The sequence below is a fragment of the Paenibacillus sp. FSL R7-0204 genome, from assembly GCF_038002225.1.
In the GTDB taxonomy this organism is placed as follows: Bacteria; Bacillota; Bacilli; order Paenibacillales; family Paenibacillaceae; genus Paenibacillus_AQ.
Genome location: NZ_JBBOCA010000001.1, coordinates 1,692,983 through 1,710,769 on the forward strand (window position 1 = coordinate 1,692,983; position 17,787 = coordinate 1,710,769).

Consider the following 17,787-nt stretch of genomic DNA (forward strand, 5'->3'; position numbering starts at 1 on the left):
AAACTAATTATGGAAAGGACATTATAATGAGAGACTACACTGATGAGTTACCGCCGCATACAGAGAGAGATGTCGGTGAGCACGATCTGTATCTGGAGATTTATAAGGGAGAAGAGGCGAGGGAAGGCCAGGAACAGGAGAAAAAGGTACCCTTGCTGTTTGTGCATGGTGCGTATACCGGAAGCTGGATGTGGAGCAAGTATATTCCCCATTTCATTAGCGAAGGCTGGACCTGTTATGTGATGAATCTGCGAAGTCATTACCGGAGCCGGGTGCTGGATATGACGCAGATTACCTTTGAAGATTATTTGGAGGATATCCATGAAGTAGTGCAGGCGATCCAGGCTGAATGCGGAGTTACTCCTGCCCTGATCGGGTTCAGCATGGGCGGGATTCTTAGCCAGAAGGTGGCGGAGACAGCCGGGCTGGCCGGACTTGTACTGATTGATTCAAGTCTATGCAGAGAGGTACATGAGGAGGTTCCTTATATGGATATCGTCAAGACATTACCGGGTAACGTAGTACCCGCTCCGGTTCGCGAAGAGGAGACCAGCCTGGATGAGACGGCAGAAGACATAGCGTTTCAGCGTAAATACCTGACGATGGAGTCCGGCAAGGCATTTCAAACTTTTTCTTATCATTTCGGGGCAGCAGGGGTATCCGTTGACAGCGGGTCCATCACTTGCCCTTGTCTGGTGATTCATGCGGTTAACAGTGATGATGATGAGCGTCGGGGCAGAGCCAATGCAGCGTATTTCCGCGCAGCCTACGCAGGTCTTTGGGGCACCACTCATACCGGACTTCTCGTAGGACAGCGCTATCAGGAAGCGGCACAGACGATCCTGCGGTGGTTTGCAAGATAATGAATCAAGTGCAACAAATAAAAGGCCGCCTGAACCGGGATGCTCCCGTTCCTTAGCGGCCTTAACCTAATAGGTGAAGGGTATTCTATATATACATCTAATTGGAAATTAGTGAAATTTGACAGTCTTGATGCGTGATTCCTGCTCGTAAGTTAGCGGGCTTGGCGTTGGCGGTGTGTGTAGATGGCGATGTGCGCTATATTCCATCTTCCGGTAATCTTCTTCTCCGGAAGGCATGCCCGGCTGCCACATCCCGGTTACCCAATTCTTCAGTTCCTTAATTCCTGCCAGCATTGCATTCATCCTCCTTGGCGATGAAATACGGTAATGAACCTCTGGGACATCTCGTTTGGTTACGCTTTCATTATAACATATATAATGAATAAAGCAATCAAATGTCCGCCTGTTAAAGACAAATAAATAAGGAATAATGTTGTCATAACTGGGATTGTATTTGTATAAGAGAACAATGTCCTTGTATGGTGGACTTTATGCAGGCAACAAAAAAGCGGCCGCCGGAGGGTGGTCGCTTGGGGGCAGGATTTTATGCAGAAGCAGCTAACCGTTTTAATTCAGCTTCCTGATCTATAGAACGCCGGGCCAGGATATCGAGCGTGGCGTCGTGTCCTCTTAGACTTCGGTCGATCCGCTCCAGAGAATCCCGGCCGGCAACGACTTCAGTATTGACTTCGGACACCGCCTGTTGAATAAGCGGGATTAGCTTCGTATCTTCCTTGATGCTTTCAATGTCAGCCTTGATGGTAAAAATGTCGGCCTTGATGTTTTCAATTTCATCCTTGATGATAACCAACTCGCCAACAATTTCAGACTTAAATGCAGCGAATTCTGACTTAAGATTGTTAACATCTGACTTGATACCTGAGATTTCGGTCTTCATTCCTGAGATTTCGGTCTTCATTCCTGAGATTTCGGTCTTCATTCCTGAAATTTCGGTCTTCATTCCTGAAATTTCGGTCTTCATTCCGTTAATTTCAGACTTTACTCCTTGCAGCTCGGCAAGAATCTGCTGGAGAATTACATCGCTCATAGGGCACAGCTCCTTAGATAGGGTTGGAATAGGACTGCTGCTTGAGGGGGGATACCTGCGGAATAGGTACAGGTCATTATAGCATATTTGCGTCATTATTGGGTGCTGCTGTAAAAAGAATTCCATGAACATATTGGACATTAGAGAACTGATATTTAAATTTATAAATATACAAAATAGGACAATGGGTGTACTATGTATGTGAATAAATTCGCATGAAGCGTAACCGATAAGAGATGGGGGAATTAAGATTCATGAAGACAAGAAACTGGAAACACCTTATGAAGCTAGTCGTGCTGTCCGCTGCTGTCAGTGTGGTAGCGGCGGGATGCGGTAGCGTAAATCAGGCAGGAAATGCCAAGGATACTAATACAGGAGCTGCTGCACCTGCTGAGGCTGTTACGATATCGTTGGGATTACTGCCATCCATCGATGCAATTCCTTTTATTATTGCCCATGAGCAGGGATTTGATCAGAAGCATCATGTGAACCTGGATATCCAGACCTTCAAGAGTGCGAAGGATCGTGATGTGGCTTTTCAAGCGGGTAAGGTAGATGGCCTCAGTGCGGATCTGGTGGCGATCTCGATCTATAATGAAGCAGGACTCGATGTCAAAATCACCAGCACCACCACAGGTGAATTCGACCTGCTGACCGGAAATGATGAAGTCAAAGAGGTAAAGGATCTGAAGGGAAAAACCGTCATTCTGTCCAAGAATACCTCTACCCAGTATACCGTCGCCATGATGCTGAAGCAGGCAGGCCTGACAGAAGCCGATATTACTGTAACGGAAGTGCCGCAGATTCCAACACGTCTGGAACTGCTTAAGAACAATAAGGCGGATGCGGCTGTTTTGCCGGAGCCTTTTGTAACCATGGGCCGTACTGCCGGTCTGCGCGTTCTCAGCTCCACCCATAGTGCGGGGATCAATCCGTTTGTGCTGGCTTTTCCGCAGAGTGCCATTGATGCCAAGGGTCAGGGAATCCGCGATATGTACGCCGCTTATGATGAGGCAGTTGATTATATGAAGACGCATGACCAAGCGGAATATATCGACCTGATTATTAAGGAAGTGGGCTATCCGGATACGCTGAAGAATGAGATTAAGGTGCCGGAGTATCTGCCTGCGAACCAGGTGGATGTGAAGGAAGTGGAGGCTGCTTTTGCCTGGGCCCGTGAAAAAGGACTGCTGACCAAAACGCTATCGGCTGAAGATGTGATCTCCGATGTCCAGTTTAAAAAATAGCGGTCTCCGCATTAATCAGCTCCATGTAGCTTATCAGAACGGGCAGCTGGCTCTGGGTGAGATGAGCCTGACCCTGCCGGAGCACGGGATTTATACGGTGATCGGCCCCTCGGGCAGCGGCAAATCCACGCTGCTGCGGGCGATTGCCGGCCTGCTGCCCGGTTATGAGGGGGAGCTGCTCTTCAATGGCAGATCTGTCCATGAGAAGGAGACCCTGATCGGGCTCGTGCCGCAGAATTATGGCCTGCTGCCCTGGAAGACGGTCCGTGACAACATCCGGATTGCGATGCGGATCGCCCGTCCGGGCGGGGCAGGGCATAATCGCCGGGAGCAGGACCGGCAAATTTTGCACTGGCTTGAATCCATGGGGATTGCCCAGCTCGCTGGCCGGTTTCCGCTCTCGCTGAGCGGCGGTCAGCAGCAGCGGGTAGCCATTGCCCGCGCCTTTGCCATTCTGCCGACCCTTCTGCTGCTGGATGAGCCGTTCTCGGCGCTGGATGCCATTACGCGGGAAGGGCTGCAGCAGATTTTTATCGACAACTGGCAGGCGCATCCGGCGACCACGCTGTTCGTCACCCACGATGTGGAGGAGGCGATTCTCCTGGGGCAGAAGATTATCATCATGCTGCCGGGACAGCAGGAGCCGCCGGAGATTCTTGATAATGCTGCTGTATTTGCAATGAAGCATTCCGAGAAGCGGGAGAGCGATGAGTACTTTATGCAGTCCAAGAGAATCCGAAAGGTAATGATGGAGAAATGGTAAAACGACGGCATATTATTCACATTCTGCGCTTGCTGCTCGTTTTTGCCGGAATGAATGCGCTCTGGTATGTCGCATATCTGCTCATGAATCACGCGATTCTGCCCAGCCCGGGTGCGGTCTATAAGGCAATGCTTCAGCTGGGGGCCCGTGATGTGGCGCTGAATGTCGGCTACAGTCTGATGCGGATCACTGAAGGTGTGCTGCTGGCTCTGCTGCTCGGTTTACTGGCCGGTCTGCTGATGGGCCGCTCTCCTTTCTGGAACCGGGTACTGGACCCGGTCGTTTATCTGACCTATCCGATTCCCAAAATTGCGCTCTTGCCGGTAGTCATGCTCTTCTTCGGCCTCGGAGAAACCTCCAAGGTGCTGATGATTATGCTGATCCTGCTGTTCCAGGTCATTATCTCGGTACGTGACGGTGTGAAGGCTATCCCTGAAAGTACTTATGATGTCCTGACGAGTATTGGTGCAAGCACGATGCAGAAATTCTGGAATGTGACGCTTCCCGGCGCTTTATCGGTGATCCTCAGTACGATTCGTATTTCGCTGGGCACAGCGATATCCGTACTCTTTTTCACCGAAATCTACGGTACGGAGCATGGTATGGGCTTCTTTATCATGGATGCCTGGCTGCGGCTGGACTACCCTGAGATGTATGCCGGAATTATGCTGTTCAGTCTGGTGGGGTTCGTGCTGTTCCTGCTGGTGGATGTGCTGGATTACAGATTCATGAAGTGGCGGAGATAGTGTTTGAGTGGGAGCAACGTGAGCGCTTGGGTGGACGCTGCGCGAACGGACCGTTGTTCCAATCGCTGTGGTCTCCAGATTTTTTTTATTCCCCTATGTGGTGAAAATCCGGAGACCAAGGCGACCGCTGCCGCTTCTACACAATCGTTCCGTCCTCTCCGCTGTTTAAGCGGTATACAATACATCTAAGTTTCAAAAACTCAAAAAGAAATCGCCCTTTTGGTAAGATGGAAGATCGACCATCCATCCCAAAGGGGCGATTTCTTTTTTATGGACTATATAAGACGCACTAAAGAATTAACAAAAAGCAAAAAGAAACGGAGGGGAAATTTGGAACTGTAGGAGCGGAAGCGACCGCCTGAAAGCTTTCCGAAGGAAAGCTCGCATCGTAAGCAAAAGCTGTATTTGGATTTCTACCGCGAGCAGCGGTTTCAATCAGGAAATTCAAATACAATAGCGGCCGGAAGTCCAAATGTTCACCGCAGCGACGACCAAGCTTTGAGTTCTAATCTTAAGGGCATCTTATAGAGCTTTTCTTTCTAATATAGATTATTTACCGAGCTGCTTATCGACTTCCTTGACCGGGTTCTCGCCGATATTCTCTTCGGTCTTGACACTGCTCATGAACCAGCCTGTAGCTGCAATGATGATCAGAACTACATAGAAGGTCAGTTTCCACCAGGTGCTGTGTGCGAAGTCTTCGGACAATACACCCAGAGCAGGGTGGGCCAGAGTGATGACAGCGAGCTTAACCCCTACCCAGCCGACGATAAAGAAGGCAGCCACCTCAAGACCCGGACGGGTGTGAAGAAGCTTAACGAAGAAGGAAGCAGCGAACCGCATAATGACGAGACCAATGAAGCCGCCTGCGAAGATTACAAGGAACTGTCCGCCGTCGAGTCCGCCGATGTTGCCGATACCACTTGCCGGAAGAGCGACGGCCAAGGCTACGGCTGCGAGGATGGAGTCTACGGCAAAGGCAATATCAGCTACTTCGACCTTAAGTACGGTGAACCAGAAGCTGGCTTTCTTCTTATTTACAGCTCCAGGGCTTCCGCTTTCAGCGGCGTCTTCCGTGACCGGCTTAGCGAATAACACTTTTCGGAAGATGTGATTCCCCGCGATAAATAACAGATATAGCGCACCGATGGCTTGTACCTGCCAGATGTCTACCAGATAGGAGATGACGAACAGCGATCCGAACCGGAACACAAACGCTCCGGCCAATCCGTAGAACAATGCCTTCTTACGTTCCTCATCAGGAAGATGCTTAACCATAATTGCGAGTACAAGTGCGTTGTCTGCGGCAAGCAGCCCTTCCAGTGCTACGAGAACGAGCAATACCCATCCGTATTCTAATAGTAATCCCCAATCCATTGCTGTTTCCTCCTCAAGTGGGTTTAGCTGCTTTTTTGAGAAACTAACGGTGATACCATTAGTTTAACCAAAAATATATATAAAAAAGACCTTTACCAAACAGATTAGCCTTTGGAATAAAGGTAACCTGGTTGGTAAAGGTCTCGCTAACAATAATCTATTGCCGATAAAACCGGAGAACATCCTCACATTCTCGTATTGACGATTTTATCTAACAGCTACTCCCCTTTACGGGATTATATGAAATTTTAGGTGATTCGTTTCTGACTAAAAGTATCATATCCGAGTTAAGAGGCGTTGTCAATGTTTTTGTGAGAACAACTATCAATAGAAATGACAGGCCTGAAAACGGAAACATGATAAGTTTAAGTCATATAAGTTAACATATCATATGGCGAAACTGCAAACAAAAGGAAATAAAGGACGAAATAAACGTTGGACTAATTGACGATCCCCGGTAATGAAAATATGATGAGACTAATTAAAGCGGCCAAGTAAGTTAGATGTTAGATAAAATAACATTAACCAAATCAAAGGCCATTTGAAACGCAAAACTTAAGTTAGTGCTTCCGAAGCGAGTTTTGTACGCAGAATGCGCAGAGAAGCCTAGCTTACAAAACTTAGCGTATGCTTTCGAAGCAAGTTTTACTGCGAAGTGGTTTCAAGGAGTAAATACTCCGTAAAACTTAAGTTAATGCTTCCGAAGCGAGTTTTGTACGCAGAATGTGCAGAGAAGCTTAGCTTACAAAACTTAGCGTATGCTTTCGAAGCAAGTTTTACTGCGAAGTGGTTTCAAGGAGCAAATGCTCCGTAAAACTTTCAGGAGGTGGGAAATGATGCAGCCGTCATGTCTATCAAGTGAAGTGGAGGAGGAGATTAGCCGCCACCCTTGCTACAGCGAGGAGGCCCACCGGTTTTATGCCCGGATGCACATCCCGGTTGCTCCCGCCTGTAACATCCAGTGCAATTACTGTAACCGCAAGTTCGACTGTGTGAATGAGAGCAGGCCGGGCGTGGTCAGTGAGGTGCTTACTCCGGAGCTGGCGGAACGCAAGGTGCGGGGAGTTGCCGCCCAGCTGATGCAGCTCTCAGTGGTGGGGGTGGCCGGACCCGGAGATCCGCTGGCGAACCCGGAGCAGACCTTCGATACCTTCGCCCGGGTCAGGAAGCATGTGCCTGATGTCTCCCTCTGTCTCAGCACTAACGGACTCACGCTGTACCGGCATGTGGATGAGATTATGGAGCTGGGCATCCGCCATGTCACGATCACCATCAACGCGATCGACCCTGATGTCGGCCAGGCGATTTATCCCTGGGTGTCCGATGAAGGGGTCCGGTACGAAGGCAGAGAGGCAGCCGAGCTGCTGATCAGCCGTCAATTACTGGGACTTGAAATGCTGGCGAAGCTGGGGATTCTGGTCAAAGTGAATTCCATTATGATTCCGGGGATTAACGATCATCATCTGACTGCAGTGTCAGCGCGGGTAAAAGAGCTCGGGGCTACGCTGCACAATGTAACACCTCTTATTATCGCGCCGGGCAGCCAGTATGAAGCGGATGGCCGTAAGGCACCCCGTCCTAAGGAATTGCTTAATTTGCAGGAGCAGCTGGGCCGCGGGGGGATGAAGGTGATGCGTCACTGCCGGCAATGCCGGGCCGATGCGATCGGGCTGCTGGGCCAGGACCGCAATCCCGATTTCCCGCTGGAGGCGATGGAGGCTGAGCCGGTCATTAATGAAGAAGCCCGGGCGATGTTCCAGAGTGAGCTGGACATCAAGATCCGCGAGCGTGTCTTAGCCAAACAGGCCAGACGCATTCAGACCGGAGTGCCGAAGGCACGGGTCGCGGTTGCCACCAGAGGCGGCGACAAGGTGAATCAGCATTTCGGTCATGCCACTGAGTTCCTGGTCTACGACACCGACGGAACGGATGTACAGCTCCTGGGTGTCCGCAGAATTCAAGCCTATTGCCATGGCAAGGCCGATTGTAACGGTGACAAAGCAGCTACGCTGCAAGAAATTATAACGATTCTAAGTGACTGCCGCATTCTTCTCTGCTCCGGCATCGGCGAGGCCCCAAGAGCCAGCCTGAACAAAATCGGTGTCCTGCCTCTTGTCCGCAAAGGCGGCATTCAGGAAGCCATTCTCGAAAGTGTGAAGTACAGCTCTTATTTTGAAAATATAAACATTTCGAAGGGATGATGAACAATGAGACAAATAGCTTTCTACGGTAAAGGCGGTATCGGTAAATCGACAACTTCACAAAACACCCTGGCTCAGCTGGCCACCAAATTCGAACAAAGAGTCATGATCGTAGGCTGTGACCCGAAGGCGGATTCCACCCGTCTGATCCTGAATACCAAAGCCCAGAACTCCGTGCTGGAGCTGGCGGCTGAGCTTGGCTCCGTAGAGGACCTGGAGCTTGAGGATGTGCTGCAGACAGGCTTCGGCGACATCATCAACGTAGAGTGCGGCGGGCCGGAACCGGGGGTAGGCTGCGCAGGACGCGGGATTATCACTGCAATTAACTTTCTGGAGCAGGAGGGTGCCTATCAGGATCTGGATTTCGTCTCCTATGACGTACTGGGTGACGTGGTATGCGGCGGATTCGCCATGCCGATCCGTGAGGGCAAGGCCCAGGAGATCTATATCGTCTGCTCCGGTGAGATGATGGCGATGTACGCAGCCAACAATATCGCCCGTGGTATCCTGAAATATGCGACCAGCGGCGGTGTAAGACTCGGCGGCCTGATCTGTAACAGCCGGAATACTGACCGTGAGGATGAGCTGATTATGGAGCTGGCCCGCCGCCTGAACACACAGATGATTCACTTTGTTCCCCGCGACAACATCGTTCAGCATGCTGAGCTGCGCAGAATGACTGTAGCCCAATATAACCCTGAACACCAGCAGGCCAAAGAATATGAAATACTGGCCGAGAAAATCCTCAATAACAAAATGCTGACAATCCCTACCCCGATCTCGATGGAAGAGCTGGAAGAGCTGCTGATGGAATTCGGCATCATTGAAGATGAAGAAGCTGCGATCAAGAAGCTGCAGGCTTCCGGGCAATAAGCTCTGAGGCGAAGAGAAAAGGAGGGTCAAACCATGGGACTGAGTATTGAAGAGAATCAGAAGCTGGTTGAGGAGATTCTGGAAGCCTATCCCAAAAAGGCGCGGAAGGACCGCGAGAAGCATTTTCAGGTGGCGGATGAAAAGGCCATTGATTGCAGCACCTGTGCGGTAAAGTCCAATATCAAATCCCGTCCGGGTGTCATGACCCCGCGCGGCTGCGCCTATGCCGGCTCCAAAGGGGTGGTCTGGGGTCCGATCAAGGATATGGTCCATATCAGTCACGGGCCGGTGGGCTGCGGACAGTATAGCTGGGGCTCACGCCGTAACTTTGCGAATGGGACGCTTGGCATCGATAACTTTACGGCGATGCAGATTACCAGTGATTTTCAGGAGACGGATATCGTGTTCGGCGGGGATAAGAAGCTGGCCGTCATTATGCGTGAAATTACCGAGATGTTCCCGCTGGCTAAGGGGATCTCTGTCCAGTCGGAATGTCCGGTCGGCCTGATCGGCGATGATATCGAAGCGGTGTCGAAGAAGATGTCCAAGGAGCTGGAAATGCCGATTGTTCCGGTACGCTGCGAGGGCTTCCGCGGGGTCAGCCAGTCGCTGGGCCATCATATTGCGAACGACGCAATCCGTGACTTCGTGATGGGCCGTGCCGAGCTGGCGGAGACCGGTCCCTATGATGTGAATATCATCGGCGACTATAACATTGGCGGCGACGCCTGGGCCTCCCGTATCCTGCTGGAAGAGATGGGCCTGCGCGTTATTGCCCAGTGGTCCGGTGACGGCTCTCTGAACGAGCTGGAGGTAGCCCACAAAGCGAAGCTGAACCTGATCCACTGCCACCGCTCAATGAACTATATGGTGGACCATATGGAGAAGGCCTATGGCATCCCTTGGCTGGAATACAATTTCTTCGGGCCTACGAAGACGTATGAGAGCCTGCGGGCGATTGCAGCACTTTTCGATGCTACGATTCAGGAGAACTGCGAGCAGATGATCGCCAGATACAAGCCGGTTATGGATGCAGTGATCCGCAAATACAGACCGCGCCTGGAAAATAAAACCGTCATGCTGATGATCGGGGGCCTGCGTTCCCGCCACACCATCGGAGCTTATGAAGATCTGGGGATGGATATCGTGGCCTCCGGTTATGAATTCGCCCACAAGGATGACTATGAGAAGATGCTTCCGATGCTTGCCGAGGGAACCATTGTCATGGATGATCCTACGGCTTATGAGCTGGAAGAGCTCACGAAAAAGATGAACATTGATCTGGTAGGCTCAGGCGTGAAGGAGAAATATGTCTATCACAAGATGGGTGTGCCGTTCCGTCAGATGCACTCGTGGGATTACAGCGGCCCGTATCACGGCTTCGACGGCTTTAAGGTGTTTGCGAAGGATATGGATATGACTGTGAACAGCCCGGTATGGGATCTCGTGAGCAGAAAAGGCAAAATGGAGCCGGAGGAGGCGGGCGTATGAGCAGGGATGAACTGAACATTAAAGATAATACCAGCTTGTTCAAAGAAGAGCGTTATGTGCAGCAGCGGGAGAACAAGAAGCAGTTCGAAGCGCCCTGCAGCGAGCAGGAGACCGCCGAAGCACTCGCTTACTCCAAGTCCGCCGAATATATGGAGAAGAATTTCAACCGCCAGAATGTGGTGATCAATCCGCATAAAGCGTGCCAGCCGCTGGGGTCGGTCATGGCCGCACTCGGATTCGAGAAGACGCTGCCGTTCGTTCACGGGTCGCAGGGCTGCAACGCCTACTTCCGCAGTCATCTCAGCCGCCACTTCAAGGAGCCCACGCCGTCCGTGTCCACGTCCATGACAGAGGATGCAGCCGTATTCGGCGGGATGAACAACCTGATTGACGGTCTGGAGAACAGTGTCGCCTTGTACAAACCGGAGATGGTTGCGATCTGTACTACCTGTATGGCTGAGGTCATCGGGGATGACCTGAACTCTTTTATCGGCAATGCCCGCATTAAAGGGGTGATCAGTGAGGAATATCCGGTGGCCTACTGCAACACGCCGAGCTTCGTCGGCTCACATATCACTGGCTACGACGCCATGATCAAGGGTATCCTGAGCTACCTCTACACCCGTTCGGGTATAGAGAGCAAGCCGGGAAGCGGCGCGGAGAGCGGAGAGAAGCTGAATGTGATGCTGGGCTTCGAGCCGTACACCGGGAACTTCGCGGAGCTGCGCAAGATTCTGGGAGCCTTTGATACCAAGTACACCATACTTGGAGATCACAGCGGGAACTACGATTCACCGGCAACCGGAGAGTATGAATACTACTACGGAGGCACGAAGCTGGCGGATGTTCCGCAGGCTGCCAATGCGCTTGCAACCCTGTCCCTGCAAAAGTATACGCTGAAGAAGACCCAGGAATATATCAGCGGTACCTGGAACCAGCAGCTGGCAGCATTATCCACACCGCTGGGCATTAAGGGCACGGATACGCTGCTGGCTACGATCAGCGAGCTGACCGGTCTCCCGATTCCAGCAATACTCACGGAAGAACGCGGCCGTGTCGTGGATGCGCTGATGGACAGTCACCCTTATCTGCATGGCAAGCGGGTAGCGCTGGTAGGCGACCCGGACCTGCTCATCGGCCTGATCGGGTTCTGCCTCGAGACCGGGATGGAGCCGGTGCACATTATCTGCTCGAACGGTGATGTGGATTTCAATGAAGTGAAGTTCAAGGACGAAGCTGAAGCGCTGCTGGCAGCAAGCCCGTATGGCACCGAAGCTACTGTACATGTAGGCAAAGACCTGTGGCATATGCGCTCGCTGCTGCTGAATGACAAGGTGGATCTGGCGATTGGCAGCTCCCATCTGAAATTTGCCGCCAAGGATGCGGAGGTGCCGCTGGTGCGGGTCGGCTTCCCGATCTTCGACCGCCATCACATGCACCGTTATCCGATTATCGGGTATCAGGGAACACTCAATCTGCTCAGCCTGATCGTGAACACGATTCTGCAGCAGCTTGATGATCATAACTCCGGCTTTAATTTTGAGCTGGTGCGCTAACTGCGCGTAAGCCTGGCGTGAATTCCAGCATCTTAAGCGAAGGAGATGAAGAGCTAATGGACCCTTTACGGCAAGATGAATTTGATTCCCAGGCTTGCGGGAGTATAGCGCCTAAGGCGAAGCCCTGTCCAAGGCCCAAGCCGGGCGAAGCTGCTGGAGGCTGCTCCTTCGACGGAGCCCAGATCACGCTGCTGCCGATTATGGATGCTGCACATCTGGTTCATGGACCGATTGCCTGCGCCGGAAACAGCTGGGAGAGCAGAGGCACGTTATCCAGCGGCCCCTCCCTGTCCCAATACGGCTTCGCTACGGATCTTACGGATTCTGATATTATTTTTGGCGGCGAGAAGAAATTGAAGGACAGCATTGATTATATTGCCGGGCGCTTTGCGCCTCCGGCAATATTTGTATATTCAACCTGCGTGACCGCGCTGATCGGCCAAGATATGGACGCGGTCTGCAAGGAGGCGGCGGACCGGATCGGGATTCCTGTCATCCCGGTGAACAGTCCCGGCTTCGTCGGGAGCAAGAATCTCGGGAACCGGCTGGCGGGGGATGCGTTGCTGCAGTATGTCATCGGCACGGGGGAGCCTGAGCCGGAGACGGATCTCGGGGTTAATCTGATCGGGGAGTACAATATCGCCGGTGAGATGTGGGATATTGAGAAGCTGATGAACAGCGCCGGGATTGCCGTAACCTCGCGGATTACGGGAGATGCCCGCTATAAGGAGATTACGTGGGCGCACCGGGCGAGAGTGAATATGGTGGTCTGCAGCCGGGCGCTGCTGGGCCTTGCCAAGGAGATGGAGTCGAGATACGGCATCCCGTATTTCGAAGGCTCGTTCTATGGTGCGAAGGAGACGACCTATTCGCTGCGCCAGATGGCCTATCTGATGAATGACAGGGAGATGGAGCGGCGCGTGGACCGGCTGACCGAGCGGGAGGAAGCCCGCTTAAGCCAGGAGCTGCGGCCTTACCGCAAGCTGCTGAGGGGGAAGCGGGCTGTACTCTATACGGGCGGCGTCAAAAGCTGGTCTGTCATCTCGGCTCTGAAGGAGCTGGGCGTTCAGGTCGTCGGGGTAGGCACGAACAAAAGCACGGAGGATGATGTGCGGCGGATTGCCGACCGCGTGGGTGATGATACAGAATACATTCCCGAGGGCGGGGCCAGCCGGATTATCAAGACGGTAAGAGAGCGCAAGGCGGATATTATGATTGCCGGCGGCCGCAATATGTATGTAGCAATGAAAGAGCAGATTCCCTTCATTGATATTAATCAGGAGCGCCACAAAGCGTATGCCGGATATGAAGGGCTGCTGCGGCTGGCCAAAGAGCTGACCTATTCACTTGCGAACCCGATCTGGAAGCTGGCGGCAAGCCCCGCTCCCTGGGATAAGGAGGCTCCGCCCTATGACCGTTAACCGGAGAAAAAAGCCCGCATCGGTCAACCCGATGAAGATCGGGCAGTCACTGGGTGCCGTACTGGCATTGCAAGGCTGCTACCGGGCTATGCCGCTGATTCACGGCTCCCAGGGCTGCTCCGCTTTTCCGAAGGCGCTCCTGACCCGTCATTTCCGGGAACCGATTGCCGTGCAGACCTCGGCGCTGCAGGAGATGGATGTTATCTTCGATGCCAACCGCAATCTGGAGGAGGCGCTGAATCTGGTGCTCAGCAAGCACCGCCCGGACATCATCGGCATTATTGGGACGGAATTGACGGATGTAGCCGGTGTGGATTATCAGAACATGCTTAAGACGTATAAAAGAGAGCGGAATATGCGCGGTGGTCTCGCCTTCTCCGTGGTGCTGCCTGATTTTCGCGGATCGCTGGAATCGGGCTTCAGCTCTACGGTGGAGTCTATGATTGACGAGATGATCCAGCAGGTAGGACACCGGGGGCAAAGAAGCATGAATACCCGGCAGATTACCCTGCTGCCGGGCTCATTCTTAACCCCGGCCGATGTGATGGAGCTGAAGGAGCTCATCTCCTCATTCGGCTTCGAGGTGATTGCGCTGCCGGATATATCGACCTCCTTGTCCGGCCATCTGCTGACCGGCTTCTCGCCGCTGACGCGCGGCGGGGTTCCGCTGGACTCTATGCTCCAGAGCTTGCAGTCCGGGCTGACGATTGCCGTGGGCGGCAGCATGGAGCGTCCGGCCAGACGGCTGCATAACGCCATAGGCACCCCGTATAAGGTATTCGAGGGGGCAATGGGGCTTAAAGCAACCGATGAACTGCTGCATTTCCTGCATCAGATCAGCGGGGAGCCGGTGCCGCTGCGGTATTGCTGGCAGCGGGAGAATCTGCTCGACAGCATGCTGGACGCCCATTTTCAATTTGCCGGAATGTCGGTGCTTGCCGCACTGGAACCGGATCATCTGTATTCGGTCTCGGGGTGGCTGGAGGAGCTGGGCGTAGAGCAGAAGGCGCTGATCACTTCGTTCGAGACCCCGCTCATTGCCGGAATGGAGCGCGAGGTGTGGGTGGGCGATCTGGATGATGCCGAGGTGCTGGGCAAGGGAGCGGATCTCTGGATCAGTAATTCCCACGGGATCGCCGGGGCACAGCGGATCGGTGCCGCGTTCATGCCGGCCGGGTTCCCGGTCTGGAATGAGCTTGGCGCTTACATGTCTGTCTCGGTCGGGTACCGGGGAGCAATGGAATGGAGTAATAAAGCAGGGAATCTGTTAATGCAAAGGGAGGCAGACAGCCGTGAAAGTAGCGTTCGCCACAGATGATGGAAGCCGTGTGAATGCGCATTTCGGACAGAGTCCGATGTTCGCTGTATATAATGTAACGAAAGCCGGGGCCGAGCTGGTGGAGCTGCGCAGACTGTCTGCCGTACCGCACCAGGATGAAGCTGGCAAAATCGAAAGCCGCCTGGATTCCGTAGGCGATTGTACCCTGATCTTCATCATGCAGATCGGCGCATCGGCCGCTGCGCGGGTAACACGCCGGAAGATTATGCCGGTGAAGGTTCCGCTGGGCAGCCCTATTGAGGAGCAGCTGAAGCGGCTGGTCGAGATGCTTCAGGGCAAGCCGCCGATGTGGCTGGCCAAGGTGCTGCGGGCAGAGGAAGCGGAAGAGAGTGAAGGAGGAGAAGCGGATGGAACCCATGGCTAATGAGAGTGCGGCGCTGCAGGGTACGGTGATTCCGGGAGCTGCGGCGAGACAGCGCAGTCCCAGAGCGCGCAAGGAGCTGAATCCGGAGACCGCAGATGCCCTGATCCGGCGTCTGTGTCATCTTCTGGATGCCGGAGACTTTTTCGGACGGAACAGCAGCCTTCCTCCGCTGGAGAAGATCGCGAAGCTGTTCCTGGCGTCTGCCGGGGATAAGGATCAATCGGAATTTAATTGTGCGGTGTCGCCGAAGGTCCGCCAGCAGGTGCCGCTGCTGTTCCAGGCCATGGCAGGCGTTATGGAGGAGAGAACCGGCCTTATGATCCAGAGTACGGCGGAGATTAACGGCGAGGGCTTCGGACGGGGGCTGCTCTACAGCGGCAGAGTCATTGTGGTGCTTAAAAGCCTGCGGGCAGGCTTCCCCTTCCCGTTCACTTCGGCAGAGAAGACGATTTCGTACGGGGTGGAGTGCATTGAAGAAGGAATGGCTTGGCTGGAGAAATATAAGGAGATGACTTCAGCGCATGGCCTGCTCAGCCTGGAGGGCTAGATTAAGAAAGGAATATCTAATATAACTGGTCACAGGGGGAGTCAGTGATGGAGCAGCTTGCCGGTGGTTTGGAGCTGGAACGGTACACCCGGCAGCTGAAGCTGCTCGGGGAAGACGGGCAAAAAGCGCTGAAGGAAGCGACAGTTATGGTAGCCGGAATCGGCGGGCTAGGCGGAACGGCTGCCCTCTATTTGGCCGCAGCTGGCGTGGGCCGGCTTATTCTGGCTCATGAGGGGGTGATTGTGGCCCCGGATCTGAACCGGCAGATTCTGATGGACAGTGAGCATCTCGGCCAGGAGCGGATCAGTACAGCGATTGCCAGGCTGAAGCAGCTGAATCCGCATGTAGAGATTGAAGGCTATAACTCCAGAATTGAATATCCTGCGGCATGGCCTTGGGTGGAAGCAGCCGATATTGTAATCGATGCCCGCTACGACTTCCCGGAGCGTTATGCGCTGAACCGGCTGTGTGTGGATACGAATACACCGATGGTGGAGGCGGCCATGTATGGCTTTGAAATATCGCTCACTACAGTGATTCCCGGGCTTACACCTTGCCTCGAATGCCTGTATCCGGGGTTGCCGCCGCAGTGGGAGCCGCTCGGCTTCCCGGTTCTGGGCGCCACCTCCGGGATTGCCGGTTGTCTGGCAGCGCTGGAGGCCGTAAAATGGATTACAGGGGTAGGGACAACTTACGCGGGCGTAATGCATCGCTTCAGCTCACTCGACTTCGCCTGTTATAGCGTCCGTATTGCCCGTAATCCGAATTGCGCTTGCTGCGGAGAGGGAGGTAAACCGTGAAACGTCTCAAGCTATGTGACACGACACTCAGGGATGGTGAACAGGCGGCTGGAGTTTCATTCACGAGGGCGGAAAAGCTGGAAATCGCAAAGTTGCTGTCGGAGAGCGGAGTAGAGCAGGCAGAGGTAGGCATTCCTGCCATGGGCAAGCGGGAGCAAGAGGATATTGCCGCTGTTGCTGAGCTGGGATTGCCCATGAAACTAATGACATGGAACCGTTCAGTCCCCGGGGATATTGACAAGGCCAAGGCTACCGGCGTGAACTGGAGCCATATCTCCATCCCGGTGTCGGAGATTCAGCTGCAGGGAAAGCTGGGGCTGACGCCCCGGGAAGGTCTGAACAAGCTGCTGCGTACCGTGGAGTACGGGCTGCGGCAGGGCATGACCGTATCGGCAGGCATGGAGGATTCCTCAAGGGCGGATATGAGCTTCCTGATTGAAGTGGTGAATACCTTATACAAGGAAGGCATCCGCCGGTTCCGGTATGCAGATACTGTCTCGGCCCATCATCCGGGCCAGATGGCAGAGCGGGTAAGCCTGCTGCTGGGAGAAGTGCCTGAGGATGTGGAGCTGGAGGTACACTGCCACAATGACTTCGGGCTGGCCTGTGCGAACACGCTCAGCGGCGTAGCTGCCGGAGCGGTGTGGGCTAGTACTACGGTGGCCGGGATCGGCGAGAGGACCGGCAATGCGGCCATGGAGGAAGTAGCCATGGCCTGGCGCTATTTGTACGGCGGCGAATGTACGGTCCGGCTGGAGGGGCTCCAGAGCCTCGCGGACAAGGTCATTGCCGCATCCGGCCGCAGTGTCGGCGATGGGAAGCCGGTCGTAGGGCAGCTCGCCTTCACCCATGAATCCGGGATTCATGTGGACGGGCTGATGAAGGAGCAGGAAACGTATCAGTTCTTCGATCCGGCGGTGGTCGGCCGGGCGCACCGCTTCGTGCTGGGCAAGCATTCCGGCAGCGGCGGCGTGGCTCATGTGCTGGAGCAGCAGGGACTTGCGGTCAGCGCCGAGACGGCCGGCCGTCTGCTGGAGAAGGTCCGGGCATATGCGGAGGCCCGGAAGGGCACTGTGCCGGAAGTCATGCTGCTGCAGTGGCTGATGGAAGAGCAGCAGCGCGCGCAGAATGCGGTGTAGGCAACGCGCTAA

General features: G+C 53.8%; 17 protein-coding genes. 14 read left to right on the plus strand and 3 right to left on the minus strand.

Annotation, left to right across the window (positions count from 1 at the left end; translation table 11 throughout):
• The first annotated feature begins 26 nt into the window (after positions 1–26).
• A complete protein-coding gene (locus MKX42_RS07615) occupies positions 27–863 on the plus strand; it encodes an alpha/beta fold hydrolase (RefSeq protein WP_340751974.1) in 837 nt (278 codons plus the stop codon).
• 108 nt (positions 864–971) lie between these two features.
• On the opposite strand, the gene MKX42_RS07620 is transcribed toward MKX42_RS07615, so the two are convergent.
• Positions 972–1,157: a hypothetical protein gene (locus tag MKX42_RS07620; RefSeq protein WP_340751975.1), complete on the minus strand. Its 186-nt coding sequence runs from the start codon at positions 1,155–1,157 to the stop codon at positions 972–974.
• A 250-nt stretch (positions 1,158–1,407) separates the two neighbouring features.
• Complete coding sequence (locus MKX42_RS07625; RefSeq protein WP_340751976.1) at positions 1,408–1,911, minus strand: hypothetical protein; 504 nt, start codon at positions 1,909–1,911, stop codon at positions 1,408–1,410.
• A gap of 254 nt (positions 1,912–2,165) precedes the next feature.
• Here MKX42_RS07625 and MKX42_RS07630 point away from each other — a divergent pair, with 254 nt between their 5' ends.
• The 3 genes from MKX42_RS07630 to MKX42_RS07640 are packed head-to-tail and all read left to right on the plus strand — an operon-like array spanning position 2,166 to position 4,667.
• Positions 2,166–3,158, plus strand: coding sequence for an ABC transporter substrate-binding protein (locus MKX42_RS07630; protein ID WP_340751977.1), 993 nt, complete (start codon positions 2,166–2,168; stop codon positions 3,156–3,158).
• A complete protein-coding gene (locus MKX42_RS07635) occupies positions 3,139–3,921 on the plus strand; it encodes an ABC transporter ATP-binding protein (RefSeq protein ID WP_340751978.1) in 783 nt (260 codons plus the stop codon). Before MKX42_RS07630 ends, MKX42_RS07635 begins: the two co-directional genes overlap by 20 nt.
• On the plus strand, positions 3,915–4,667 hold the full coding sequence (locus tag MKX42_RS07640) for an ABC transporter permease (protein ID WP_340751979.1): 753 nt from the start codon (positions 3,915–3,917) through the stop codon (positions 4,665–4,667). The genes MKX42_RS07635 and MKX42_RS07640 overlap by 7 nt, the downstream gene beginning before the upstream one ends.
• Before the next feature lie 549 nt (positions 4,668–5,216).
• Here the strand turns inward: MKX42_RS07640 and MKX42_RS07645 are convergent.
• Positions 5,217–6,044, minus strand: coding sequence for a TerC family protein (locus tag MKX42_RS07645; protein WP_340751980.1), 828 nt, complete (start codon positions 6,042–6,044; stop codon positions 5,217–5,219).
• Positions 6,045–6,877: 833 nt separating this feature from the next.
• On the opposite strand from MKX42_RS07645, the gene nifB reads away from it, so the two are divergent.
• From nifB to MKX42_RS07695, 10 genes are read left to right on the plus strand one after another with little or no spacing between them, the layout of a single operon-like run.
• A complete protein-coding gene (gene nifB / locus MKX42_RS07650; protein WP_340751981.1) occupies positions 6,878–8,245 on the plus strand; it encodes a nitrogenase cofactor biosynthesis protein NifB in 1,368 nt (455 codons plus the stop codon).
• Between the two features lie 6 nt (positions 8,246–8,251).
• Positions 8,252–9,118, plus strand: coding sequence for a nitrogenase iron protein (nifH, locus tag MKX42_RS07655; RefSeq protein WP_036695744.1), 867 nt, complete (start codon positions 8,252–8,254; stop codon positions 9,116–9,118).
• Positions 9,119–9,151: 33 nt separating this feature from the next.
• Positions 9,152–10,609 carry a nitrogenase molybdenum-iron protein alpha chain gene (gene nifD / locus MKX42_RS07660; RefSeq protein ID WP_340751982.1) on the plus strand — a complete coding sequence of 486 codons (1,458 nt, stop codon included), beginning with the start codon at positions 9,152–9,154 and terminating at the stop codon, positions 10,607–10,609.
• Positions 10,606–12,165 carry a nitrogenase molybdenum-iron protein subunit beta gene (gene nifK / locus MKX42_RS07665; protein WP_340751983.1) on the plus strand — a complete coding sequence of 520 codons (1,560 nt, stop codon included), beginning with the start codon at positions 10,606–10,608 and terminating at the stop codon, positions 12,163–12,165. Before nifD ends, nifK begins: the two co-directional genes overlap by 4 nt.
• Before the next feature lie 56 nt (positions 12,166–12,221).
• Complete coding sequence (nifE, locus tag MKX42_RS07670) at positions 12,222–13,586, plus strand: nitrogenase iron-molybdenum cofactor biosynthesis protein NifE (protein ID WP_340751984.1); 1,365 nt, start codon at positions 12,222–12,224, stop codon at positions 13,584–13,586.
• A complete protein-coding gene (gene nifN, locus MKX42_RS07675; RefSeq protein WP_340751985.1) occupies positions 13,576–14,904 on the plus strand; it encodes a nitrogenase iron-molybdenum cofactor biosynthesis protein NifN in 1,329 nt (442 codons plus the stop codon). The genes nifE and nifN overlap by 11 nt, the downstream gene beginning before the upstream one ends.
• The gene (gene nifX, locus MKX42_RS07680) at positions 14,879–15,289 is read left to right on the plus strand and encodes a nitrogen fixation protein NifX (protein WP_340751986.1); all 411 of its coding nucleotides are present in this window, start codon (positions 14,879–14,881) and stop codon (positions 15,287–15,289) included. The genes nifN and nifX overlap by 26 nt, the downstream gene beginning before the upstream one ends.
• Positions 15,273–15,836, plus strand: coding sequence for a DUF269 domain-containing protein (locus tag MKX42_RS07685; RefSeq protein WP_340751987.1), 564 nt, complete (start codon positions 15,273–15,275; stop codon positions 15,834–15,836). The genes nifX and MKX42_RS07685 overlap by 17 nt, the downstream gene beginning before the upstream one ends.
• A 47-nt stretch (positions 15,837–15,883) precedes the next feature.
• Positions 15,884–16,636, plus strand: coding sequence for a HesA/MoeB/ThiF family protein (locus MKX42_RS07690; RefSeq protein ID WP_340751988.1), 753 nt, complete (start codon positions 15,884–15,886; stop codon positions 16,634–16,636).
• On the plus strand, positions 16,633–17,775 hold the full coding sequence (locus MKX42_RS07695; RefSeq protein ID WP_340751989.1) for a homocitrate synthase/isopropylmalate synthase family protein: 1,143 nt from the start codon (positions 16,633–16,635) through the stop codon (positions 17,773–17,775). Before MKX42_RS07690 ends, MKX42_RS07695 begins: the two co-directional genes overlap by 4 nt.
• The last annotated feature ends 12 nt before the right edge of the window (positions 17,776–17,787 follow it).

Excerpts from the sequence above, each read along its gene's own strand:
- MKX42_RS07685 (WP_340751987.1), top strand. The coding sequence starts at position 15,273 with ATGGAACCCATGGCTAATGAGAGTGCGGCGCTGCAGGGTACGGTGATT.
- nifD (WP_340751982.1), top strand. The coding sequence starts at position 9,152 with ATGGGACTGAGTATTGAAGAGAATCAGAAGCTGGTTGAGGAGATTCTG.
- nifN (WP_340751985.1), top strand. The coding sequence starts at position 13,576 with ATGACCGTTAACCGGAGAAAAAAGCCCGCATCGGTCAACCCGATGAAG.
- nifK (WP_340751983.1), top strand. The coding sequence starts at position 10,606 with ATGAGCAGGGATGAACTGAACATTAAAGATAATACCAGCTTGTTCAAA.
- nifE (WP_340751984.1), top strand. The coding sequence starts at position 12,222 with ATGGACCCTTTACGGCAAGATGAATTTGATTCCCAGGCTTGCGGGAGT.
- MKX42_RS07615 (WP_340751974.1), top strand. The coding sequence starts at position 27 with ATGAGAGACTACACTGATGAGTTACCGCCGCATACAGAGAGAGATGTC.
- MKX42_RS07635 (WP_340751978.1), top strand. The coding sequence starts at position 3,139 with ATGTCCAGTTTAAAAAATAGCGGTCTCCGCATTAATCAGCTCCATGTA.
- nifB (WP_340751981.1), top strand. The coding sequence starts at position 6,878 with ATGATGCAGCCGTCATGTCTATCAAGTGAAGTGGAGGAGGAGATTAGC.
- MKX42_RS07630 (WP_340751977.1), top strand. The coding sequence starts at position 2,166 with ATGAAGACAAGAAACTGGAAACACCTTATGAAGCTAGTCGTGCTGTCC.
- nifH (WP_036695744.1), top strand. The coding sequence starts at position 8,252 with ATGAGACAAATAGCTTTCTACGGTAAAGGCGGTATCGGTAAATCGACA.
- MKX42_RS07620 (WP_340751975.1), bottom strand. The coding sequence starts at position 1,157 with ATGCTGGCAGGAATTAAGGAACTGAAGAATTGGGTAACCGGGATGTGG.
- MKX42_RS07625 (WP_340751976.1), bottom strand. The coding sequence starts at position 1,911 with ATGAGCGATGTAATTCTCCAGCAGATTCTTGCCGAGCTGCAAGGAGTA.
- MKX42_RS07690 (WP_340751988.1), top strand. The coding sequence starts at position 15,884 with ATGGAGCAGCTTGCCGGTGGTTTGGAGCTGGAACGGTACACCCGGCAG.
- MKX42_RS07645 (WP_340751980.1), bottom strand. The coding sequence starts at position 6,044 with ATGGATTGGGGATTACTATTAGAATACGGATGGGTATTGCTCGTTCTC.
- MKX42_RS07640 (WP_340751979.1), top strand. The coding sequence starts at position 3,915 with ATGGTAAAACGACGGCATATTATTCACATTCTGCGCTTGCTGCTCGTT.